Consider the following 18,325-nt stretch of genomic DNA (forward strand, 5'->3'; position numbering starts at 1 on the left):
AGAGAGAGGCGACACTAGGTTGGACTGTCCGACGGTCGTGCACGGATCGGATCATGGTGTAAGCGCCTCCACGAACGCCTCGGTTGCGTCCGCCGGTCCCGCAATGAATGCCTCGTCGCCGGTCTCGAGCGGGCGCTCGATGCCGGGACCGAAAACCCACCCGTGGCGCCGACCGCCGGTTTCGCTTCCGTGTCGTCGCACCGCGAGGACCGTCACGTCGGTTGTCGACGCGTTCGCGGCCGGTTTGTCGGCGGCGGTATCCGTTCCGGCCGCGCCAACGGTGAGCCGTCGGATCGCGTACCCTTCGCGTTTGACCAATGCGAACGCCTCGAACTCGCGGCTGGTCCCGCGAGAGCGGACGATAAGCTGCGGCGATTCGACTTCGAGGACTGGTTTTACGTCCCGGCGAGCGACCGCGAGGGTGACGCGACCAGGCCCGCCGGCTGTCGAAGCAGATGGGGTCGCTTCGGGAACGGCTGATTCTACGTCTTCGCCGCCGTCGGTCGCCAGTTCGTCGGTCGCAGGATCTTGCGAGACGGAAGCCGCGTCCTGTTCGTCGTCGATCTCGGTCCGAGCGCTGAGGACCGTCCCGGTGATCGAGCGCTCGGCTGCTCGGACGATTACCTCGTCACCGCGGGCAAGCCCCGTCGGAAGTAACGTGGCAAGCGAGACGGCGCGCTTGCCCGCCGGTACGCGTCGCGAGAGGTTTCCGGAGGGCGGAGCCGCGGTGATCGTCGCCCGCGCCCGCTCGTTGATGGCGATGTCGACGTCAGCAAGATCGTGATCGGTTCGCAGTCGTTCCTCGAGGCGGGACTCGAGTTCCGAGAGGGGAAGATCGGCGGGAAGTCGCCACGATCCAGCCTTGAGGGTTTGGCGGAGGTCGGGCGAGAGCGGCGGGTAGCCCTCCATGTCAAAGATCTCGCCGGCTGGTCGAACCGTCACCTGGCCGACGGAGCCGACGAGTTCCACTACGTCGGCCGAGAGGGTTCGCTGTCGAAGGGAGGTAAGCGAAAGGCGCCGGGGGAGTTCGGCTCCGAGTTTGTCACCCTGGTTGTGAGCGTAGAGCGCGAGCATAAGGACGACCAGTACGGCGACCAGCAGCCGCGGCGACTGGGCGATGGTCGGTTCGACGAGTCCGAGTAGGCCGCCCTGGACGCTGGCGATCGACAGCGCGAGGACGACGACACCGAATCCCGGCAACGTGACGCCGGAGAAGTATCGCACGAGAAAGCCCAGCGCGCCGGCGACGAACGCGGGGACGATACCGGTCAGGAGTCCGAGATAGATGCCGAGCAACACTTCGACCGGAAGCGATTGCATGGTAGGGCGGTGGCGCGGAATCGTTAAAGTTGCACCGCACGGGTCGTTGTCGGTCCGAACGGCAGTCGCCGGGCGCTTGACACGGACCGGTGAGTAAATTATCGCGGATCGTCGAGTAATATCACAGGTCGCGGACGTGCGCTCGTTCGAGGCGTTGCCGTCGGTTACGTGCGGAGTCACAGACTGCGGCCGCCGGCTCGTCCACTGCGGCCGAATCGATCGGCAGAGTGAGATTTGCCCGGGCATTCGTCGAAGCGTCAGTATGCTCTCTCGCGTTCTCGTTCCGATGGACGACTCAGCGATGTCTGAACGCGCTCTCGATACGCACTCGAGAACCACCCCGACGCGTCGGTTTCCGTCATCACCGTGATCGGGGAGCCGTCCGTGATGATGGGCGAAGCGATGAGTATCGCCTTCGAGGAAGACGTCGAAACAGCAGCAAAAGAGCGCACCAAGTCGGTCTTCGATCGCGCACGCGGGCTGGTCGCCGCCCGCGATGCCGAGATAGACACCGTGGTCGCGATCGGCCGCCCGGCGCAGGACATCGTCCGTCGCGCGAACCACTACGACGCGGTCCTGCTGGGGAGCAACGGGGCGATAAGATCGATCGGCTGTTCGTCGGCACCGTCGCTGATAGGGTGGTCGAACACTCGCCTGTGCTGGTGACCGTCGGTCGCTGAACTGTCAGGCCTTTGTCTACGGATCGTACTCGTCCGATTTCGATCTCGGGCGGCTGTCCGCGGATGAAGACGAAGACGTTTAACTAATACCGACCACTGCGGTGTGTATGGTCGGCGACCGGTCGCTTCGGGAACGATTGCCTGAAAACTGGCGGCGAGTCCTCACGACGCAAATGGCCGTCGGCCTCGTTCTACTGGTCGCGCTACTCTCGGTCGCCACCGCGGTTCTCAACATCTGGAACCCGAACCCGGGTCCCCTCCACCGATACGTTCCCGAAGCGATTCAAAGCGCCGCGGCCTTCACCGGGGCACTCACCGGATTTACGATGGTCGGCAGCGCGCTCGCACTCCGGCGCGGCCTCAGGGTTGGGTGGTGGGCGACGCTGCTTTTGCTCCCGTTGACTGCGGCACAGGGACTCCTCCAGTCGAGTCAATACTCGCTCCCGCTGGTCGCCCTCTCGGTCGTCTCGATCCCGTTCTTGTTGCTGACCTACGACCGGTTCGACAAATCGCTCTCGCTCACCACGACGCAGATAGCGGCCGGTGCCGCACTCGTCGGCGTCCAGCTGTACGGCACCATCGGCGGCTACGCACTCCGGGATCACTTCGACGGCATCAACGACATCCTCGACGCGTTCTACTTTACGCTGATCACCTCGAGTACGGTCGGCTACGGCGACGTCACGCCGAACCCGGAGTCGGTTCAGGGACTGCTGTTTACGATGTCCGTTCTCGTCCTGGGCGTCGCCAGCTTCGGTATCGCCATCGGGGCGCTCGTCGGCCCGTTGATCCAGGATCGAATCTCGAAAACACTCGGAAAGATGACCGAATCACAGCTCCAATTACTCGACGAGCACATCCTCGTGCTCGGCTACGGCGAACTGACGGAACCGATCGTCGACGAACTCGCGGATAGCGGCCGGAAGTTCGTCGTCGTCACCACCGACCGCGAAGCCGCGACCGCACTCTCCGAACGGGGCATCGCTGTCGTCATCGGCGATCCCAGCGACGAGGAACCGCTCCGTCGCGCGAAGATCGATCGTGCGGCCGCGATCCTCGTCGCGACGAACCACGACGCCGAGGACGCACTGACGGTCCTGACCGCACGTCAACTGGCGGCTGATACGCGGATCGTCGCCGCCGCGACCGACCGCGAGAACGTCAAGAAACTCGAGCGGGCTGGCGCGGACACGGTCATCAGCCCCGCCCAGCTCGGCGGGCATCTGCTGGTTCAATCGGCGCTGGGCCGCGACGAGACCGGGGTAGTCGATCGGATCCTCGAGAGCGAATGATAGCCGCCACCGTCGAAGGCGACCGCGGCCTATCGATGACGACCTCGGTGGACGATCGCAATGTCCGCCTCGAGGTCACGAAGTTTTCTGAACGTCGGCGGCGAGACGAATCGCGAGGCGGCCGATCGGTCCGTACTCGATCCGACGAAGACCACGTCGTACCGGGGTGCGACACGCGACAGATAGGCCTGGACCGATGCGTTAGCGACGTGCGTCTCGAAGGGGCCCGAAAACGCGTCGACGAGGTTCGCCAACGTGTTTTCGGCCGTGCGCCGTCTCGACTCGGTATCGATACAGGTACAGACGCTGACCGTCCGGCCGGTCTCGGTTACCCTGATCGCAAAGTCGAGCATCGCCCGGGCGGTGTCGCCGGCGCCTCGGGCGGCCACGAGACTGTGGCGCCACCGCCGTTGCTCTCCGCTCGAGCGGAACGCGATGACGTCGATCTCGCTGTCGAATAGTCCCCTGATGAACGACGAGAGGGCACCGCGGTCGTCCTCGGCGTAGGGCGTGACGATGAGATCACAGTTCTGGCGCCGTGCAGTTTCGAGGACGATCTGCGCGGAAAGCCCGCCATCGGCCGCAACGACGACCTCGCACGGGACGCCGTACGCGGCCTCGAGATCCGTCGCGAGCGACTCGAGGCGGTGCCCGACGTCGCTGGCGACGCGTTCCGTTGCGGTCGTCTCGGTTTCGCCGTCGCGGTCGACGCTCGTCTGGGATTCGTGACCGGCGACGGATCGATCGCTTTCACGATCCGCCGACGGGGAATCGTCATCTCGCTCCGCCGTGGCTTCGTCGATGACGTCGAAGAGGACGACTTTCCCGGCGTCGTGTGCGCTGGCGATAGACGCGGCGAAGCGGGCAACCGTCTCGTCGCCATCGGCCATCGGTACGAGAACGTGATCGTCTCCGCCGGTCGTCCCGTAGAGATATCGGGCGCGCTGCTCGTAGAACCGGGATCGCCAGACGACGAACGCGACGGCGACGAACGAACTCGAGACGACGATCCCGAGGACGTACGCGAACTGTGCGTTCCCGGTGACGAGGACGAGCAGGGACGTCGAAAAGGCCGTCGGCTCCTCGAGGTCGAGTACCCAGGTGCAGATGCCGGTAAAGAGCACGCTGAAAGCAGCACCAGACGTGCTAATCCCGCCGGCGTTCAGGCCGAGAGTGGCCGTGAGTGCGAGTGCGAACCACCCACAGCAGGCGCCGACGGTCATGCCGCCGACGAACTTCCACGGTGTCGCGTACTTCCCCTCCGGGTCGGCAAAGAGGGTGTACGTTCCCGAGGCAAGCGGTGGAAACAGGAGAAACGAGACAGCCGCGGTTACGTTCGACAGCCACGTCACTACGGCAATCAAAAGCGGGACGAACACCAGCACTGAGACATGCAGGAGGTTCCCCGTCTGCTCGATCCACCGGAAGAGAGCGTCCAGTTCTCGCCGTTCGAGCCGCCGAAGTCGCCTCGCGAGCGCGTATAACTGCGCCCGCACTCCCTCGAGCATTCTCTCCGTTGAATGTGGCTCCGATCGACCTAAACTATTCGGCTTCGAGCGGCTTACTCTGGCGCTCCCTCGAGGATCGCCACGCCGCTCGAGGCACCGATCCGGTCGGCACCGGCCTCGAGCATGGCCATCGCGTCGTCGTAGCTGCTGATCCCGCCGCTTGCCTTGACGGGAAGATACTCGCTCATAAGGTCGACGTCGTCGACGGTTGCGCCACCGTTCCCACGGCGTTTCTGCGGCGCACCGCTCCCTGCGAATCCGGTCGACGTCTTCACCATCGCCGCGTCAGCCGCCACCGCGGCTTCACAGGCCCGGCGCTTTTCTGCGTCGGTCAGCAGTGCGGTCTCGATGATCACCTTCACCGGGATCGGAACCGCTGCAACCAGTTCCGCGATTTCGGCCCTGACGGTGTCGTCCTCGCCCGCGTGCAGGCGGCCGACATTGATTACCACGTCGAGTTCGTCAGCGCCGGCCTGCCAGGCCGTGACTCCCTCGCGGCGCTTTATTTCGTGGCTATGTTGGCCGTGTGGAAAGCCGACGACAGTCGCGAGAGTAACGTCGGGCGCGTACTCTGCCGCCTCCTCGACGGCGTACGGCGGAATGCAGGCGTTCATTCCGTGTTCCGTTGCCGCCTCGAGGACGTTCCTGACGTCGGCGGGAGTCGTCTCGGGGCCAAGGGCGGTATGGTCGATCAGGGGAGCGAGTTCGCTGCGGTTCATACGCGAGTCGACTCGCCGAGCGGGGAAAAAGCCGCCCGATCATCGCGTCGACCGGAGAAGCCGCCCGTTCGTCGCGTCGACCGGAGAAGCCGCCCGTTCGTCGCATCGACCGGAGAAGCCGCCCGTTCGTCGCGTCGACCGGAGAAGCCGCCCGATCGTCGCGTCGGCTGGCATCGTGTGGAACTGGGAATCCAGTCCGCGCTGGCCCACGCTACACTGCGGTGAGCGGTACGAGGCATCACTTCGCTCGGCCTCGAAAGCGAACGGTAACCAACGGGAACCGTGAGCCGAGCGAACCGCAGTTCGATTTCGTGCATTCGAGTCGGCTGGGATCGGCGTGGCGTTCTCGTGGTACCACGACAGCAGTACGTGTTTACCTGCCTACGAGGGCGGATTCTCGAGCGGCCGTTTCGTCTCCACCGGCTCCTCGTGACGGCATCGACACAACTGAACTGCGTTATCGGTCCCCGTCGACACCGATTTCGCTCTCGAACCGTGTGAAAAACTCGTCCATGAAACGCCATCGCGACTTACCGAGACGACGTCCAGGTGACGTATACAAGTGATCCAGACGTTCCCGTGCCCACTCTCGGAGGAGAGTGATATCCGGACGATCCATTGACGACGTTTCAGACGCCGACGAGTCGTCGATTATTGCGAACTTTTCGCCCGCTTTTCCCGATCTCTCGCCGACGATACAGGCAAGACGGACGATACCGCGTGCCCCAGTAGCGTCCAGTTTGTCGGCGTCGAACAGTAATTTCGCCTCGAGCGACTCCGGCTCCGGGGAACTAGATCGAATACTGTGCGTTCGGATACAGTGGGTGATGGCGCTGATCCGCTCGGACGACACCGCTTCGGCCTCGAGAAGCGCCGCCGCTTCCGCCGTGGCCCATTCGTCGTGATTGTCGATCTCTCCAGTTCGTTCTCGCGGACGACCGATGTCGTGTAACCACGCTGCAGCAGCGAGTACGTCCTTCTGAACGGGTCGTTCGCACTCGTTTGCCAGCCGAACCGATAAATCGCGAACCCGAGTGGCGTGGAACCGATCGTGCGCGGGCAGAGCGTCTTCGTAATACGGCAGCGACAACGTTCGAGCAAGAGGACCTACTTCCTGGGTCATAGGACGCGTGAGAGGTCAAACCGAAGCCGGTATAGTGGTTGTGAAACTCCCGTTATGCAGGACGAAACGAACGTACTCTTCGGTCGGCGAGCTCGTTAGAGGGGCGGTACTCGCGGCGGGGTCGCGTGGCCGGCGGAATCAGAGAGCCGTTCCCAGCGATGTCGCTGCCTTCGAGAGAGATCTGTTGACCCGGTTGCGCAGGTCGTACGATATGGCACCCTCCGTCACCAACACGGCCCCTGTCGCTGTCAGGTCACGAGGGATCGTTTCGAAGGGACCTGGGATCGTTTCGAAGGGACCTGGGATCGTTTCGAAGGGACCTGGGATCGTTTCGAAGGGGCCTGGGATCGTTGCGAAGGGGCCTGGGATCGGACCGAGTAGGGGACTGAGGGTGTTCGCCGGACATCCGTTTTCCGACGCTGCCGAAGTTGCGGTGGGACTCTGCTCCGCGGACCACGTGTTGGGGCGAACCAGCCCTCGCTACAGAGTCGTCGCTGTCGGTTCTATCCGTCGACGCGAGTCGGCTGACAGGTTAAACTCACTATAATTTTCGTAACACTTATTATTATTCTGATGGGTTATATGATGTGGTTTCTCAAGAGACGGTCGTGCATTTCGGTGCGGTGTACCTCGCAGTAGTCGTCTTGCTCGTCGCCGGCGCTCTCGATATCGGGGATGGAACGGGACCTGCTGCGACCGCGGTCCTCGTACTCTTTTATGCAATTTTCTTCGGTGGTGGACATCTCTATCTCGCGATCCGCGGAGATGACGGGATGGTTCCATCCGACGCACGGTGGCGGTACCTTGCGATGCTCGGCGCAGTACTCAGTGGCGGAGTACTCGTTCTCTACGCCGGTGACCGAACGATCGGAACTATCACACTCGAGGCAGTCTCGGCAGCGTTTTTCGTTCTCATCGTCGGTGGGTATCTGCTTACGGAAACGATTGTCGCGTATCGAGAGCATCGCCCGGAGTGAGAGAGCCCGACCGCCGAGAGTACCGCCCCATCGTTCGACTGGGGTCGTGACGGTGACTACTGGCACCCGGCCGCCGTGGCGATTCGCCGGACGCGTCAGGCAGCCACGGTGGATTCTACAGAGATACAGCGAGAGTGCCTCGGGGCCGTCCGAAACGGCGTCGCCGTTTCGTGATGACGAGAGACCGTCGGTCTCTCGAACCCCTTGACACCGAGGTACTTCACTCCCGGTCTCAGCGGACAGCACCCTTTTCAGCCGCGCCATGTAACTCGATCCCATGGCCGATGCCGAACCCAGCGTCGTCCCGGCCGTCGAATCCACCGCCGACGACATCGCGGCGATGCGGATTCGCGGGGCGGCGACGATCGCCGACGCTGCGGCGGCGGCACTGGCGACCCAGGCCGATCAGTCCGAGGCTGAGAACGCACCAGCATTCCGGCGCCAACTTCGTGCCGCCGCCAGAACGCTTTACGAGACCCGGCCAACTGCGGTCAGCCTCCCGAACGCTCTTCGGTACGTCCTGCGGGGAATGGACGGCGATACGGTCGCCGACCTCCGGTCGACGACGATCGCCAGCGCGGAGTCGTTCCAGCGCAATCTCGCACAGGCTCAGGACAAACTCGGCGACGTCGGCGCAAACCGCCTGCGAGACGGCGACACCGTCATGACTCACTGCCATTCGACGGACGCCCTCGCGTGCGTCGAAGCGGCGCTCGAAAGCGGCAAGCATCTCGAGGCGATCGTCAAGGAGACCCGCCCCCGGAAGCAAGGCCATATCACGGCGCGGCAGTTGCGCCAGTGGGGAGTACCGGTGACGCTAATCGTGGACAACGCGGCGCGGCGATATCTGGACGACGCCGATCACGTCCTGGTCGGGGCCGACAGCATCGCGGCGGACGGCAGCGTGATCAACAAAATCGGGACGAGTGGATTGGCAGTCAACGCCCGCGAGCGGGGCGTTCCCGTGATGGTCGCGGCTCAAACGATCAAACTCCATCCGGATACGTTGACGGGCCACAGCGTCGAGATCGAGATGCGCGACGAAACGGAGATACTCACGGACGTCGAGCGCGGCGCGATCACCGGCAACGACCACGACCGAGCGGAAGAGAGACGTGAAGATGAGAGGCCACCGGAGACGATTACAGCCGAGGACGGCGAAACCGACGTGCGATCCCCCGAGACAGACGCTGCCTTCGAGACCGGCACCGAGCTAGCCGTCGAAAATCCCGCCTTCGACGTCACGCCGCCGCGGTACGTCGACGCGATCGTGACCGAACACGGACAGTTTCCGCCCGAAAGCATCGTGACACTCATGCGGGAATTGTTTGGCGAGATGATCGACGAACCATGGGAGGCCTGACAGAACCGAAAGTGGAGAACGGCCAAAACCTGCCAGAAATTTGACTGGCGGTCCGTACCGTCTCCGCTAACACACGACGAGAAAATAGATGAAAATTTGATTATTTCACCAACCGGAAAGTGTTAGTCACTGGTGTGTGGTAGTACCCCTATGGTATTACCCGAGGGGTTCGTCGTCCCGCCATGGTACCTGCTGGTTCCGGTCGTGGTGATTCTCGGGAGCGTCATTGCACTGTTGTGGGCGATCGAGCCGCCGGTGACGGATTTTACGGTTCTGGCGTTTGCACCGTGGATGATGTTCGGCTCGAGCCTCCATGTTCTGTACAAATTGGACGCGTTTCCGGAGAGTATCGCTCCTCTGTTTAGCGCCCCGATGGTATACGCAGTGACGGCGATCGTGGCGGGAATCGTCTGGGTCATCGCGGTCTTTCTCCACGTCGGGGGACTCCAGCCCACGGTTCACCGATTCGTCGGGATCACGGGGACGGCATTTTTCAGCGTCTTCTCGATGTTCGCCATCTTTCGCAGTGTCGAGATGGGGACCTTCGAGCCGTTCTGGCCAGTCATCAGCGTCGTCGTCGCCGGTATCGTCACTGCCATCGCCTGGGTCGCCCTGAGTCTCTGGTTTACTGACGTCGCCACGACGACGAGCGCAACCGGCGCACTCGTCGTCTTCGGACACGCATTGGACGGGGTCACGACCGCAATCGGCTACGACATCATCGGAGTCGGCGAGGACGTTCCACTCTCGCTGCTGATCCTCCAGACCAGCGAATCGCTGCCCTCCGCCGAGTACATCGGCGCCGGCTGGCTGTTCGTCCTCGTGAAGGTCGTTCTCGCGATGGTCATCCTCGGACTGTTCCGGGAGTACGTCGATGAACGACCACAGCAGGCACGGACGATCCTCGCGCTGGTCGCCGCGGTCGGCCTCGGGCCGGCCGTTCACAATACCTTGTTGTTCGCCGTCGCCTGAAGGTCGGCGAAGACGAACAATCGGCGCTGTAGCAGTTTTCGATTACGTATTGGCGACAGAGACACTGCCCCACCAGAGCTGACAAAAATATATAATATGGCAGTTTATAATATATACTAAATGGCTGATTTTATACATTTGATACTGCTGATACTGGTCACAATCGGAATGGTCGGGATTCCGACGGTCGGAATGTACCGCGAAGCGAGCGAGCACAGTACTCGTCCGGACGAGTGGACGAGTGTGATGTTCGTTCTCTCGATCGCGTTTCCCGCAATCGGGCCGATTCTGCTCTGGATACTGTACACCGCCGTCCACACTCGCGGGTAGTTTTGTAGACGGCACCGATCAGTCGGCATCTCGGCGTCCCTGGTCGCTCAGCCGTCTCCGATGGGAGCAGCTCCTGCAGGAGTCGTTCGTCGGCTCCCCCGTACGTACCGGAACCGTCACGAGTCGATCACCGTCGCTCGTCACTAGATTTTTGCCGGCCGACACCGTCCTCCCGGTATCGTCGAATGGATTCGGTAACGGTACTCACCGCCGGCCACGTAAACTGGGACGTGACCCTTCGCGTCGACAGGCTCCCCGAAGCCGACGGTGAGGCGTCGATCCGCTCGCAGCGCCAGTCCGGTGGGGGCAGCGCAGCCAACGTTGCCTCTGCACTCGCTGGCCTCGGCGTCGAGACCGAACTGATCGGCAGCGTCGGCGATGACGACAACGGCCTGCTCGCACGCCGCGAACTCGAGGCGGCGGGCGTCTCCCTGGATGGCGTACGCGTCGTCGAGGGGGCCGACACGGCCGTCAAGTACCTGCTCGTCGACGAGAGGGGGGAAGTCGCGATACTCGGTAACGACGGCGTCAACGAGGCCATCACGCCGGATGACCTCGAGCCCGAACGTATCCGCGGGGCCGACCACGTCCACCTCACAGGACAGCGCCCAGACACCGCGGCTGCGATTGCGCGAATCGCCACGGAGGACGGATTGTCGATCAGCTTCGATCCGGGTCGTCGACTCGCCGATCGGGATTTCGGCGGGGCTCTCGGACTCGCCGACGTCATTTTCGTCACCGATCGGGAAGCCACGGCGCTGCTCGGGGACGGCCGAGCCGACGAGACGGCCGAGGGTCAAATCGTGGTCGTCACCTGCGGGGCCGACGGCGCGGAAGCGTACACGCCTGACGGTGCCGTCGTTCACCCGGGATTCGATATTAACCCGGTCGATACGGCCGGTGCGGGCGACGCGTTCGCCGCTGGATTTCTCTCGACGTGGCTCGACAGTGGCGATATCGCCCATTCACTGGCGTACGGAAATGCCTGCGGTGCGCTCACAGCGAGCAGGAACGGCGCGCGGAGCGCACCGACGTTCGACGCGGTCGAGGACCTGCTCAGGTAGCGATCGTGACCAGAACCTATTTATCGGTTAGTCAACGCCGATAGCGTATCGCAGTCGTGCGGTTCTCACCCCTTGCTGTCTGACGGTAGTTATATGGGATGGGCCGTTGCTCACTCAGATAGACAGTCACAGTATCGTGGCTGAGAGACATGACGGAAGGAAGGGTAAACCAGTCCAATGGATGTGGCTTCAGACGTCGCATCCAGTACGAACGACGTGCGGACGAACCGCCGAGTATCGCCGCTGCGATGGCGCTGGCTCAGTATTTCGGTGACGACGTTACCGCGGCCAGCACGCAGCTATACGACTACATCGATCCGGAGGCGCTCGACAGCCTCTTCGCGGAGACGAACCGCGGCGGGTCCCGAGCGAAAGGAACCGTCGAATTCGAAATAGAGAACGCGGTGGTCACGGTCCGACCCGGCCGCGTTGAAGTGCGTCCGAACGGATAGTCGACGGTTGAACGCGGGGAACGGGGTGGCGTCGATATCGGCGATGCGCCTCGACCCTTCCTCGAACCTTTTTTCTCACCGCCCGCGGAACGCGACGGTATGGCGACGCAGCCACACCTACTGGTAGACGACGGCGATCTGACGGATATCGCACTCATTCCGGGCGATCCGGGGCGGGTCGATCGCATCGCCGATCACTGTGACGAGTCGGAAACGATAGCGCGTAACCGCGAGTACAAGGTCGTCAACGCCACGTATGAGGGACGAGAATTGACGATTTGCTCGACCGGAATCGGCTGTCCATCGGCCGCCATCGCGATCGAAGAGATGGCAAACGTCGGCGTCGAGACGTTCGTCCGCGTCGGGACGACCGGCGCGCTCCAGTCGGAGATAGAAATCGGTGACATGATCGTCGCGACCGGGGCCGCAAAGAACGAGGGGACGAGCAAACGGTACGAGGCCGTCGAGTATCCCGCCGTGCCGAACTACGACGTGCTGTCTGCGCTGGTCGACTCCGCACACGCAAACGACGAGGATGTCCACGTGGGGCCGATCGCCTCCGACGACGCCTATTACGCCGAGACCGACGCGGCCGTCGACGACTGGGAAGCCGCCGGTTTGCTGGCGGTCGAGATGGAGGCCGCCGCGGTCTTTACGCTCGCTCGCCGCAGAGGATTGCGTGCCGGTGCGATCTGTACCGTCGACGGAAACCTCGTCGAAGGGACCCAGAAAGGGACCGACACCGAGGACGAGGAACTCCCGGACAAAGCCAAAAACAACGTCGGCCGAGCCATCGATATCGCTCTCGAGGCCGCGACGGGCTTGTAGGCGACAGCGATCGTTCACGAGCAGTTGGCACCACCCACTGCCATCATCTGTTTGCTCTCGAAAATAGTACGAAATCGACTACGAATGACGATCGGTACACCCTTCTCAGCTGTCTCTTCGAGAACGTGATACTGTCACCGCATTCGCGCCTGTGGGTGTCGCCATCACGTCTGCGGTAGGAGGGACCGCCGCATATGCAGTTCGTTGGATGGGGTGGCTGCTTCAGTATGCTCGGCCGTGCGCCCGTCGTCTTCGGCTCCCTGTCGGTAAACCAGACCGGACGAAATCATTCTTCGACCAACTGCTCGGCGAGTACCATCGTCCGGTCGGTCAGCGTCTCGGTCGTCTGGGAGGCCCCCCGAAGGGTCTCGTTGATCGTCTCGAATAGTCGGTCGAACGCCAGGGTCCCGTCGTCTTGCTCCCAATCGACTGTCTGATGGGCGACGAGCCCGCAGGTCGAGCACGTTTCGTCTTCGGCCTCCTCGAGGGAGGCAAAACAGCCGTGACAGCGACCGTGGCCGGTAGCGACCGTTTCGCTCGCCGCGACGACCTCGCGAAGGGTCCGTTGTAACTGAGTCGACGTTTCCGAAAACGCAGCGAGCGCGGACCGAACGGTGGGATCCACGGCTGACTCGAGGGTGGCGAGACGGTCGAGACGAGCGTCGACGATGTCGAGCGCAAGCAGGACGTCGCGTCGAGCGCGTTGGTACTCGGCGACTGGGGTCTCGAGGTCGGCGGGCGTCTCGTCGTCGACGGCGGCCTCGAGCGTATCTGGAAGTGACGTCGCGACCGACGCGAAGTCCGCGACGTCGGAGATCGTCGCACCCTGGACCTGCGTGGTCTCACGGACGAGATGAAACAGGTCGTCAGTGGCGTCAGGCTCCGTCGAAGGCGAGTTCTCAAGCGGGGCTAAACACTCCGTACAGACGGTTACGACCCCGCTTTCGTGTACATCGCCCTCGAGAGGGATATTGCCGACAGGATAGGTCCGGAGGCTCGTCAGATCGTCGTCGACGACGCCGCAGTGTCGACAGGAAAACGCATCGCGCTCGAAGATGAACTCCCGGTCACCATACCGATCGGGTGAAGTCACGAGCGAGCGAAGGCAGCGCGCCGACAAAAACGCACCGGCTATTCAGACGGTCTGCTTCCGCCGATCGATCGAGCGACGGTGGCCGTCGGTCTCCAGGAGCTGGCACGAAATACTAATTCGCGGCCGTCGTACCGACGATATGGTCGACGCACCTGACGATGCTGACAGAGGATCGGAGTCGAGCGCGAACGAGTTCGACCTCGAGCGCGCCTACGACCGCGAGGAACTCGCCGCCGTCCTCGGGGAGTTCGCGACCGCGTTCGAGACCGGGCGACCCATTCGCCTGCGCGGTGACGGGCGAACGGTCAGAATCGACCTCCCGCAGCGTCTCACCGCCGCGTTCGAGGCGGAGCGTGATCCGACGCTGGAGCCGCCAGTCGCCGAACTGGAACTGGAATTCGCCTGGGACGAGGCCGGGGACTCGAGCGTCCGGACCACGGACGATTCTGCCGGCGAAAGCGCCGAGCGAACGGAAACGCGAGACACTACGGACGAAACGGACGACGCGGATGCGGCACCCGCGGCGGCGGTGATGCCGCTCGAGGGAGTCACGGAACGGAGCGAATCGCCGGCCGACGACGAGACGGCCGAAACGACAGTGACGGTCCAAGAAACGGATTCCGGAGTTGCCGACCGGACGAGCGAATCCGATCGAACCAGCCGCTTCGAGGTGTATGAAGACAACGCAGACGAGTGGCGCTGGCGACTCGTTCACTGGAACGGCAATATACTCGCCGACAGCGGGGAAGGGTACGTTTCGCGGTCGAACGCCGAGCGGGCCGTACGCGGCGTGATGCGAAGCGCCTCGACGGCGACGATAGTGCGGCGCAACTGAGAGCCCAGACGGTTGTTCACTGTGGAAACGAAACTCACGGTCGAATATCGCCCCCGTCCAGCGTCTCGTCGCCGTCCATGTCGACGTCGAGGTCCGCTGAACGGTCGACCGGTTCGTACTCGAGGGAGGGCGTGGCATCGGTCGATATGGCGTTGTACTCTCGAAGAAACGAGACGATACCCCTGGTCCCTCCAAAGTCACCGCGGTACTGCCGGAAGCGCCGCGGGACCGTTGCGACATTTTCGTCGGCATCGTAGGTGACGTTTTCCTCCAAGAACCACTCGATGGCGATATCGAGTTCTTCGTCGACATCTCGCGGCGAGTAGACCGCGATCGGCGGGCAGTGTTCGGCCCCGTGACTCAGCGCAAAGTGAACCCTGGGATCGCACTCCTCGAGGCGGAACTGGCGTTCGAACGCGGTGGGGAACAGTCGCGGAAGGTAGCCGAGCCCCCACGGGTGTTTCGAGCTTCGGAGCAGGCCATGTTCGATGTCGTTGAGACTGAGCCAGACCCCACTGATAGGAACCTGATCGCGACCGAAAAACTTCCAGCGATCGAGTAATCCGCCCTCGTGAAGCTCGGCCACCTCGTCTTCCAGAAGAAGCTGGGCGTAGGCGTTGTAACAGTTGAGCCAGAACGCGAGTTTTCCCTCGCGGTTTGCAAGCGCTCGTTCAAGCTGTGACCGCTCGAGGGCAGCGAGGTGCTCTCGCAGCGGATCGGCATCGCCCTCGGTCTTGACTGTATAGAGAAGATCGGCCGAGAGCGAAAGGGGATCGAGCTGAGTCGACATTCGGGTATGAGTTCACTAACCAGCCCCTTGAAGGCGTGTGACGGCTTCTGACGACAATCCAACTGACAGATAGGTTCAAGGAGTGGTTTTATTCCGTCGACTCTCAAAATAATAGGTGTGAACCTCAGCAAGGGATTTCTCCTCGTTCTCGTCGGACTCTTCGCCTATCTCTCGCTGTTGCTCGTCCTTCCCTTTGCACAGTACGTTCTCGGTGCCGTTCTCGTGGCGTACGTCCTCTATCCGGTCCAGACGCGACTCGAGCGGCGAGTTCCGCCGCCGGTCGCCGCGCTCGGGCTAGTCGTCCTCGCAGTCGCCGGCGTCGTCGTCCCGTTGATCGTGATTATTGCGGCGGTCGCAAGCGACGCACGCCGGCTCATCGAAAACGCCGACGCGGATGCGCTCCAGACCGCCGAGATCGAACGCTTCATCGAAGCAAGAACGGGCGTGAGTGTCGATCTGACAGCCGTGCTAGCCGATTCCGCACAGGGCGTCGGCGGGATGGTTCTCGAGCAGTCGACTGCATGGTTCAGCGCGCTCACCCACACCGTCATCGGGCTGGGGGTTGCGATATTTTTGCTCTACTACCTCCTCAAGGACGGGAGCGCGCTATTGGCCTGGATTCGTGACCTGACGCCGTTGCCCGACGAGGCCCAGGACGATTTCTATCGAGAACTGGATGCGGTCATGTGGGCCGTTCTTGCAGGTCACGTCCTGATCGCGATCATTCAGGGGTCGATCGCCGGTCTGGGACTGCTCGCGACCGGCGTGCCGAATGCCGCGTTCTGGACGGTCGTCATGATTATTCTCTCACTGGTCCCGCTGGTCGGTTCGTTCCTGGTGTGGGGGCCCGCCGTGATCTTCCTCTTCCTGACCGGCGAGCCGTTCCTGGCCGTCGCGCTGTTCGCCTATAGCACGGTCGTCGTCGGGCTCTCGGACGACTACCTCCGACCGATCCTCGTCGATCGGTACGCCGACCTCAATCCAGCCGTGATCATCCTCGGCGTCCTCGGTGGCGTGTACGCGTTCGGTATCATGGGTCTGTTCTACGGTCCCGTCGTCCTCGGTGCGCTGATCGCCACGCTAAACGTAATGAACAACCACTACAACCGACTCGAGGACGTACCCGGGATGCAATAATGGACGCTTGAGTCGACCGGCTCGAGGACGGCCCGGGGCAACGGTATTGCCTGGACCGCGGTTACGACTCGGCCGTACCCGCGAGTAACTCATCGACGAGTCGGGAAAACCGATCGACGAGCCGGTCGGGAACCGTCGGGGTCACCGTCGTCAAGAGTCGTCCCGTCGCTTCAGGGGTGGCGAGTGCGAGGCGGACGCGGTTTCGTTCGTCGTATTGCTTCTCGACAATGTCGTGGTCGACCAGTCGATCGAGGTGGTATTCGAGCGAACTGCGAGCGATCCCGAGTGCGTCAGCGACGTCTGCGGGTGCAGCCTGCTCGTGTTCGATCAGGTAGACGACGATCTCGCGGGCGGTTTCCCGGCGGAACAGCGCCAGCGCGGCTCGTTCCCACTCGTCGTACTCCGGCGGGTAGTAGTGGGTCCGGCCGTAGAACTCCTCGCGGATGAGGTGGTCCTCATCCAGCAGTCGTCGGATGTGGTACTGAACCTGTCCGGGTGCGAAGTCAGATTCCCTGACGAGTTCGTTGAAATGGACGCCGGCGTTCGAGCCGACGTGTGCTCGGATCTCTTGGCGCGTCTCAGTCATCGGTGGCTCGTGGTCGTCCTGCGGTAGACCTACTCTGTTACTAGCCACAGCGGTCACAAAACAGGTATCCCACGTTCCCAGCTACCGAGAACCGTCCTCACGTCCGAAGTTCTTCAGTGACGTCGGTGCATGCGAAGTACTCCAGTGGAGCCAGCGCGCCGGAAGTACTCCGGTGGAGGCGGTGCGTCCGAAGTACTCGATCGGCAGCCGTCTATTCGGCTTCGAAGAGGCCGGTCGAGAGGTAGCGCTCGCCGGTGTCCGGCAAAACGGCGACGGTCAGCTCGTCGGGGTTTTCGGTCGCGTACTCGGCGGCGGCCGCGAGCGCCGCGCCCGAGGAAATCCCGACTAACAGCCCTTCGCTTTGACCGAGCTTTCGGGCCGCTGCCTTGGCCGCCGCCCCCTCGACGGCGCGGACCTCGTCGACGAGGTCGGTCCGGAGGACGTCGGGGACGAAGCCGGGGCCGATTCCCTGAATGTCGTGGCCCTCGGCGCTTTGTTCCGAAAGGGTCGGCGACTCTGCGGGTTCGACCGCGACCGACGTGAAGTCACTCTTTTTCCGTTCTTCTTTCACGTACTCTGACACCCCGGTGATAGTCCCGCCAGTGCCGACGCCCGCGACGATCGCATCGACCGCGCCGTCGGTGGCTGCCCATATCTCCGGGCCCGTCGTCTCCCGATGGGCCGACGGATTGGCCTCGTTTTCGAACTGGCGTGCCAGAATCGCATCATCGCTATCGGCGACGATCTCCGCTGCACGCTCGTTGGCGCCGCTCATCCCGTTCTCGGCGAGGGTGAGTTCCAGTTCCGCACCCAGGGCGCGCAACAGCTGGCGGCGCTCGGTCGACATCGAGGCTGGCATCGTCAACACGCAGTCGTATCCCCGCGCCGCGCAAACGGCCGCCAGCCCGATTCCAGTGTTTCCGCTCGTCGATTCGACGACTGTGTCACCGGGCTCGAGCGAGCCTGCCTGCTCGGCGGCGTCGACGATCGCTCGTGCGATCCGATCTTTGACCGAATACGGATTCCCCGCCTCGATCTTTCCGAAACAGTTGTCGGCGAAGGCGTCAAGTCGTAACAGGGGCGTTTCCCCGATCAATTCGTCGACGCTCGCTGCGGCGTCGATGTCAGCTGGGGATTCGAGGCCTCGATCCATTACTTCACGCATCGAGTGGGGCTGGTAAACAGTTTATCCCGAACCAGTTCGGGGAGCAACAAACTCGCGTGGGGTGAAAATTGCCTTTGAGCTTGGGACGTCC

The 18,325-nt window shown here is 62.9% G+C and carries 19 protein-coding genes; 11 read left to right on the forward strand and 8 right to left on the reverse strand.

Annotation, left to right across the window (positions count from 1 at the left end):
* Nucleotides 1-51 precede the first annotated feature (51 nt).
* On the reverse strand, nucleotides 52-1,320 hold the full coding sequence (locus tag HYG82_RS40575) for a DUF8167 domain-containing protein (protein WP_179263824.1): 1,269 nt from the start codon (nucleotides 1,318-1,320) through the stop codon (nucleotides 52-54).
* A 366-nt stretch (nucleotides 1,321-1,686) separates the two neighbouring features.
* Between HYG82_RS40575 and HYG82_RS40580 the strand changes: the two genes are divergently transcribed.
* Together HYG82_RS40580 and HYG82_RS40585 are read left to right on the forward strand one after the other, a co-directional pair.
* A complete protein-coding gene (locus HYG82_RS40580; RefSeq protein WP_343233076.1) occupies nucleotides 1,687-1,986 on the forward strand; it encodes a hypothetical protein in 300 nt (99 codons plus the stop codon).
* Nucleotides 1,987-2,107: 121 nt separating this feature from the next.
* Nucleotides 2,108-3,292 (forward strand): NAD-binding protein, encoded by a 1,185-nt coding sequence (locus HYG82_RS40585; protein ID WP_179263826.1) that lies wholly within the window; start codon nucleotides 2,108-2,110, stop codon nucleotides 3,290-3,292.
* A gap of 29 nt (nucleotides 3,293-3,321) precedes the next feature.
* On the opposite strand, the gene HYG82_RS40590 is transcribed toward HYG82_RS40585, so the two are convergent.
* The 3 genes from HYG82_RS40590 to HYG82_RS40600 form a co-directional block, all read right to left on the reverse strand.
* On the reverse strand, nucleotides 3,322-4,800 hold the full coding sequence (locus tag HYG82_RS40590) for an HPP family protein (protein ID WP_179263828.1): 1,479 nt from the start codon (nucleotides 4,798-4,800) through the stop codon (nucleotides 3,322-3,324).
* A 53-nt stretch (nucleotides 4,801-4,853) separates the two neighbouring features.
* Nucleotides 4,854-5,519, reverse strand: a complete 666-nt coding sequence (gene deoC / locus HYG82_RS40595; protein WP_179263842.1) for a deoxyribose-phosphate aldolase — start codon at nucleotides 5,517-5,519, stop codon at nucleotides 4,854-4,856.
* Nucleotides 5,520-5,976: 457 nt separating this feature from the next.
* Nucleotides 5,977-6,642, reverse strand: a complete 666-nt coding sequence (locus HYG82_RS40600; protein WP_179263844.1) for an HD domain-containing protein — start codon at nucleotides 6,640-6,642, stop codon at nucleotides 5,977-5,979.
* Nucleotides 6,643-7,229: 587 nt separating this feature from the next.
* Here HYG82_RS40600 and HYG82_RS40605 point away from each other — a divergent pair.
* The 7 genes from HYG82_RS40605 to HYG82_RS40635 all read left to right on the forward strand — a co-directional run bounded on the left by HYG82_RS40605 (nucleotide 7,230) and on the right by HYG82_RS40635 (nucleotide 12,628).
* Nucleotides 7,230-7,619: a hypothetical protein gene (locus HYG82_RS40605; protein ID WP_179263846.1), complete on the forward strand. Its 390-nt coding sequence runs from the start codon at nucleotides 7,230-7,232 to the stop codon at nucleotides 7,617-7,619.
* Between the two features lie 277 nt (nucleotides 7,620-7,896).
* Nucleotides 7,897-8,982 (forward strand): ribose 1,5-bisphosphate isomerase, encoded by a 1,086-nt coding sequence (locus HYG82_RS40610; protein ID WP_179263848.1) that lies wholly within the window; start codon nucleotides 7,897-7,899, stop codon nucleotides 8,980-8,982.
* A gap of 150 nt (nucleotides 8,983-9,132) precedes the next feature.
* Nucleotides 9,133-9,954 carry a DUF63 family protein gene (locus tag HYG82_RS40615; RefSeq protein ID WP_179263850.1) on the forward strand — a complete coding sequence of 274 codons (822 nt, stop codon included), beginning with the start codon at nucleotides 9,133-9,135 and terminating at the stop codon, nucleotides 9,952-9,954.
* A gap of 120 nt (nucleotides 9,955-10,074) precedes the next feature.
* Nucleotides 10,075-10,284: a hypothetical protein gene (locus HYG82_RS40620; RefSeq protein WP_179263852.1), complete on the forward strand. Its 210-nt coding sequence runs from the start codon at nucleotides 10,075-10,077 to the stop codon at nucleotides 10,282-10,284.
* A 185-nt stretch (nucleotides 10,285-10,469) separates the two neighbouring features.
* The gene (locus HYG82_RS40625; RefSeq protein ID WP_179263854.1) at nucleotides 10,470-11,348 is read left to right on the forward strand and encodes an ATP-dependent ribose-1-phosphate kinase; all 879 of its coding nucleotides are present in this window, start codon (nucleotides 10,470-10,472) and stop codon (nucleotides 11,346-11,348) included.
* Between the two features lie 149 nt (nucleotides 11,349-11,497).
* A complete protein-coding gene (locus tag HYG82_RS40630; RefSeq protein ID WP_179263856.1) occupies nucleotides 11,498-11,800 on the forward strand; it encodes a HalOD1 output domain-containing protein in 303 nt (100 codons plus the stop codon).
* Nucleotides 11,801-11,899: 99 nt separating this feature from the next.
* Entirely contained in the window at nucleotides 11,900-12,628 is a 729-nt protein-coding gene (locus HYG82_RS40635; RefSeq protein ID WP_179263858.1) for a guanosine phosphorylase, read from the forward strand.
* Nucleotides 12,629-12,914: 286 nt separating this feature from the next.
* On the opposite strand, the gene HYG82_RS40640 is transcribed toward HYG82_RS40635, so the two are convergent.
* Entirely contained in the window at nucleotides 12,915-13,721 is an 807-nt protein-coding gene (locus tag HYG82_RS40640) for an HNH endonuclease (RefSeq protein WP_179263860.1), read from the reverse strand.
* Nucleotides 13,722-13,860: 139 nt separating this feature from the next.
* Between HYG82_RS40640 and HYG82_RS40645 the strand changes: the two genes are divergently transcribed.
* Nucleotides 13,861-14,556, forward strand: a complete 696-nt coding sequence (locus tag HYG82_RS40645; protein WP_179263862.1) for an amphi-Trp domain-containing protein — start codon at nucleotides 13,861-13,863, stop codon at nucleotides 14,554-14,556.
* A gap of 34 nt (nucleotides 14,557-14,590) precedes the next feature.
* On the opposite strand, the gene HYG82_RS40650 is transcribed toward HYG82_RS40645, so the two are convergent.
* Nucleotides 14,591-15,346, reverse strand: coding sequence for a DUF547 domain-containing protein (locus HYG82_RS40650; protein ID WP_179263865.1), 756 nt, complete (start codon nucleotides 15,344-15,346; stop codon nucleotides 14,591-14,593).
* Nucleotides 15,347-15,463: 117 nt separating this feature from the next.
* On the opposite strand from HYG82_RS40650, the gene HYG82_RS40655 reads away from it, so the two are divergent.
* Nucleotides 15,464-16,483, forward strand: a complete 1,020-nt coding sequence (locus HYG82_RS40655) for an AI-2E family transporter (protein ID WP_179263867.1) — start codon at nucleotides 15,464-15,466, stop codon at nucleotides 16,481-16,483.
* A gap of 61 nt (nucleotides 16,484-16,544) precedes the next feature.
* Here the strand turns inward: HYG82_RS40655 and HYG82_RS40660 are convergent, their stop codons facing one another.
* Together HYG82_RS40660 and cysK are read right to left on the reverse strand one after the other, a co-directional pair.
* Entirely contained in the window at nucleotides 16,545-17,069 is a 525-nt protein-coding gene (locus tag HYG82_RS40660; protein ID WP_179263869.1) for a winged helix-turn-helix transcriptional regulator, read from the reverse strand.
* 211 nt (nucleotides 17,070-17,280) lie between these two features.
* On the reverse strand, nucleotides 17,281-18,222 hold the full coding sequence (gene cysK, locus HYG82_RS40665; RefSeq protein ID WP_179263871.1) for a cysteine synthase A: 942 nt from the start codon (nucleotides 18,220-18,222) through the stop codon (nucleotides 17,281-17,283).
* Nucleotides 18,223-18,325: the final 103 nt, after the last annotated feature.

This window comes from Natrinema halophilum, assembly GCF_013402815.2.
GTDB classification, from domain to species: domain Archaea; phylum Halobacteriota; class Halobacteria; order Halobacteriales; family Natrialbaceae; genus Natrinema; species Natrinema halophilum.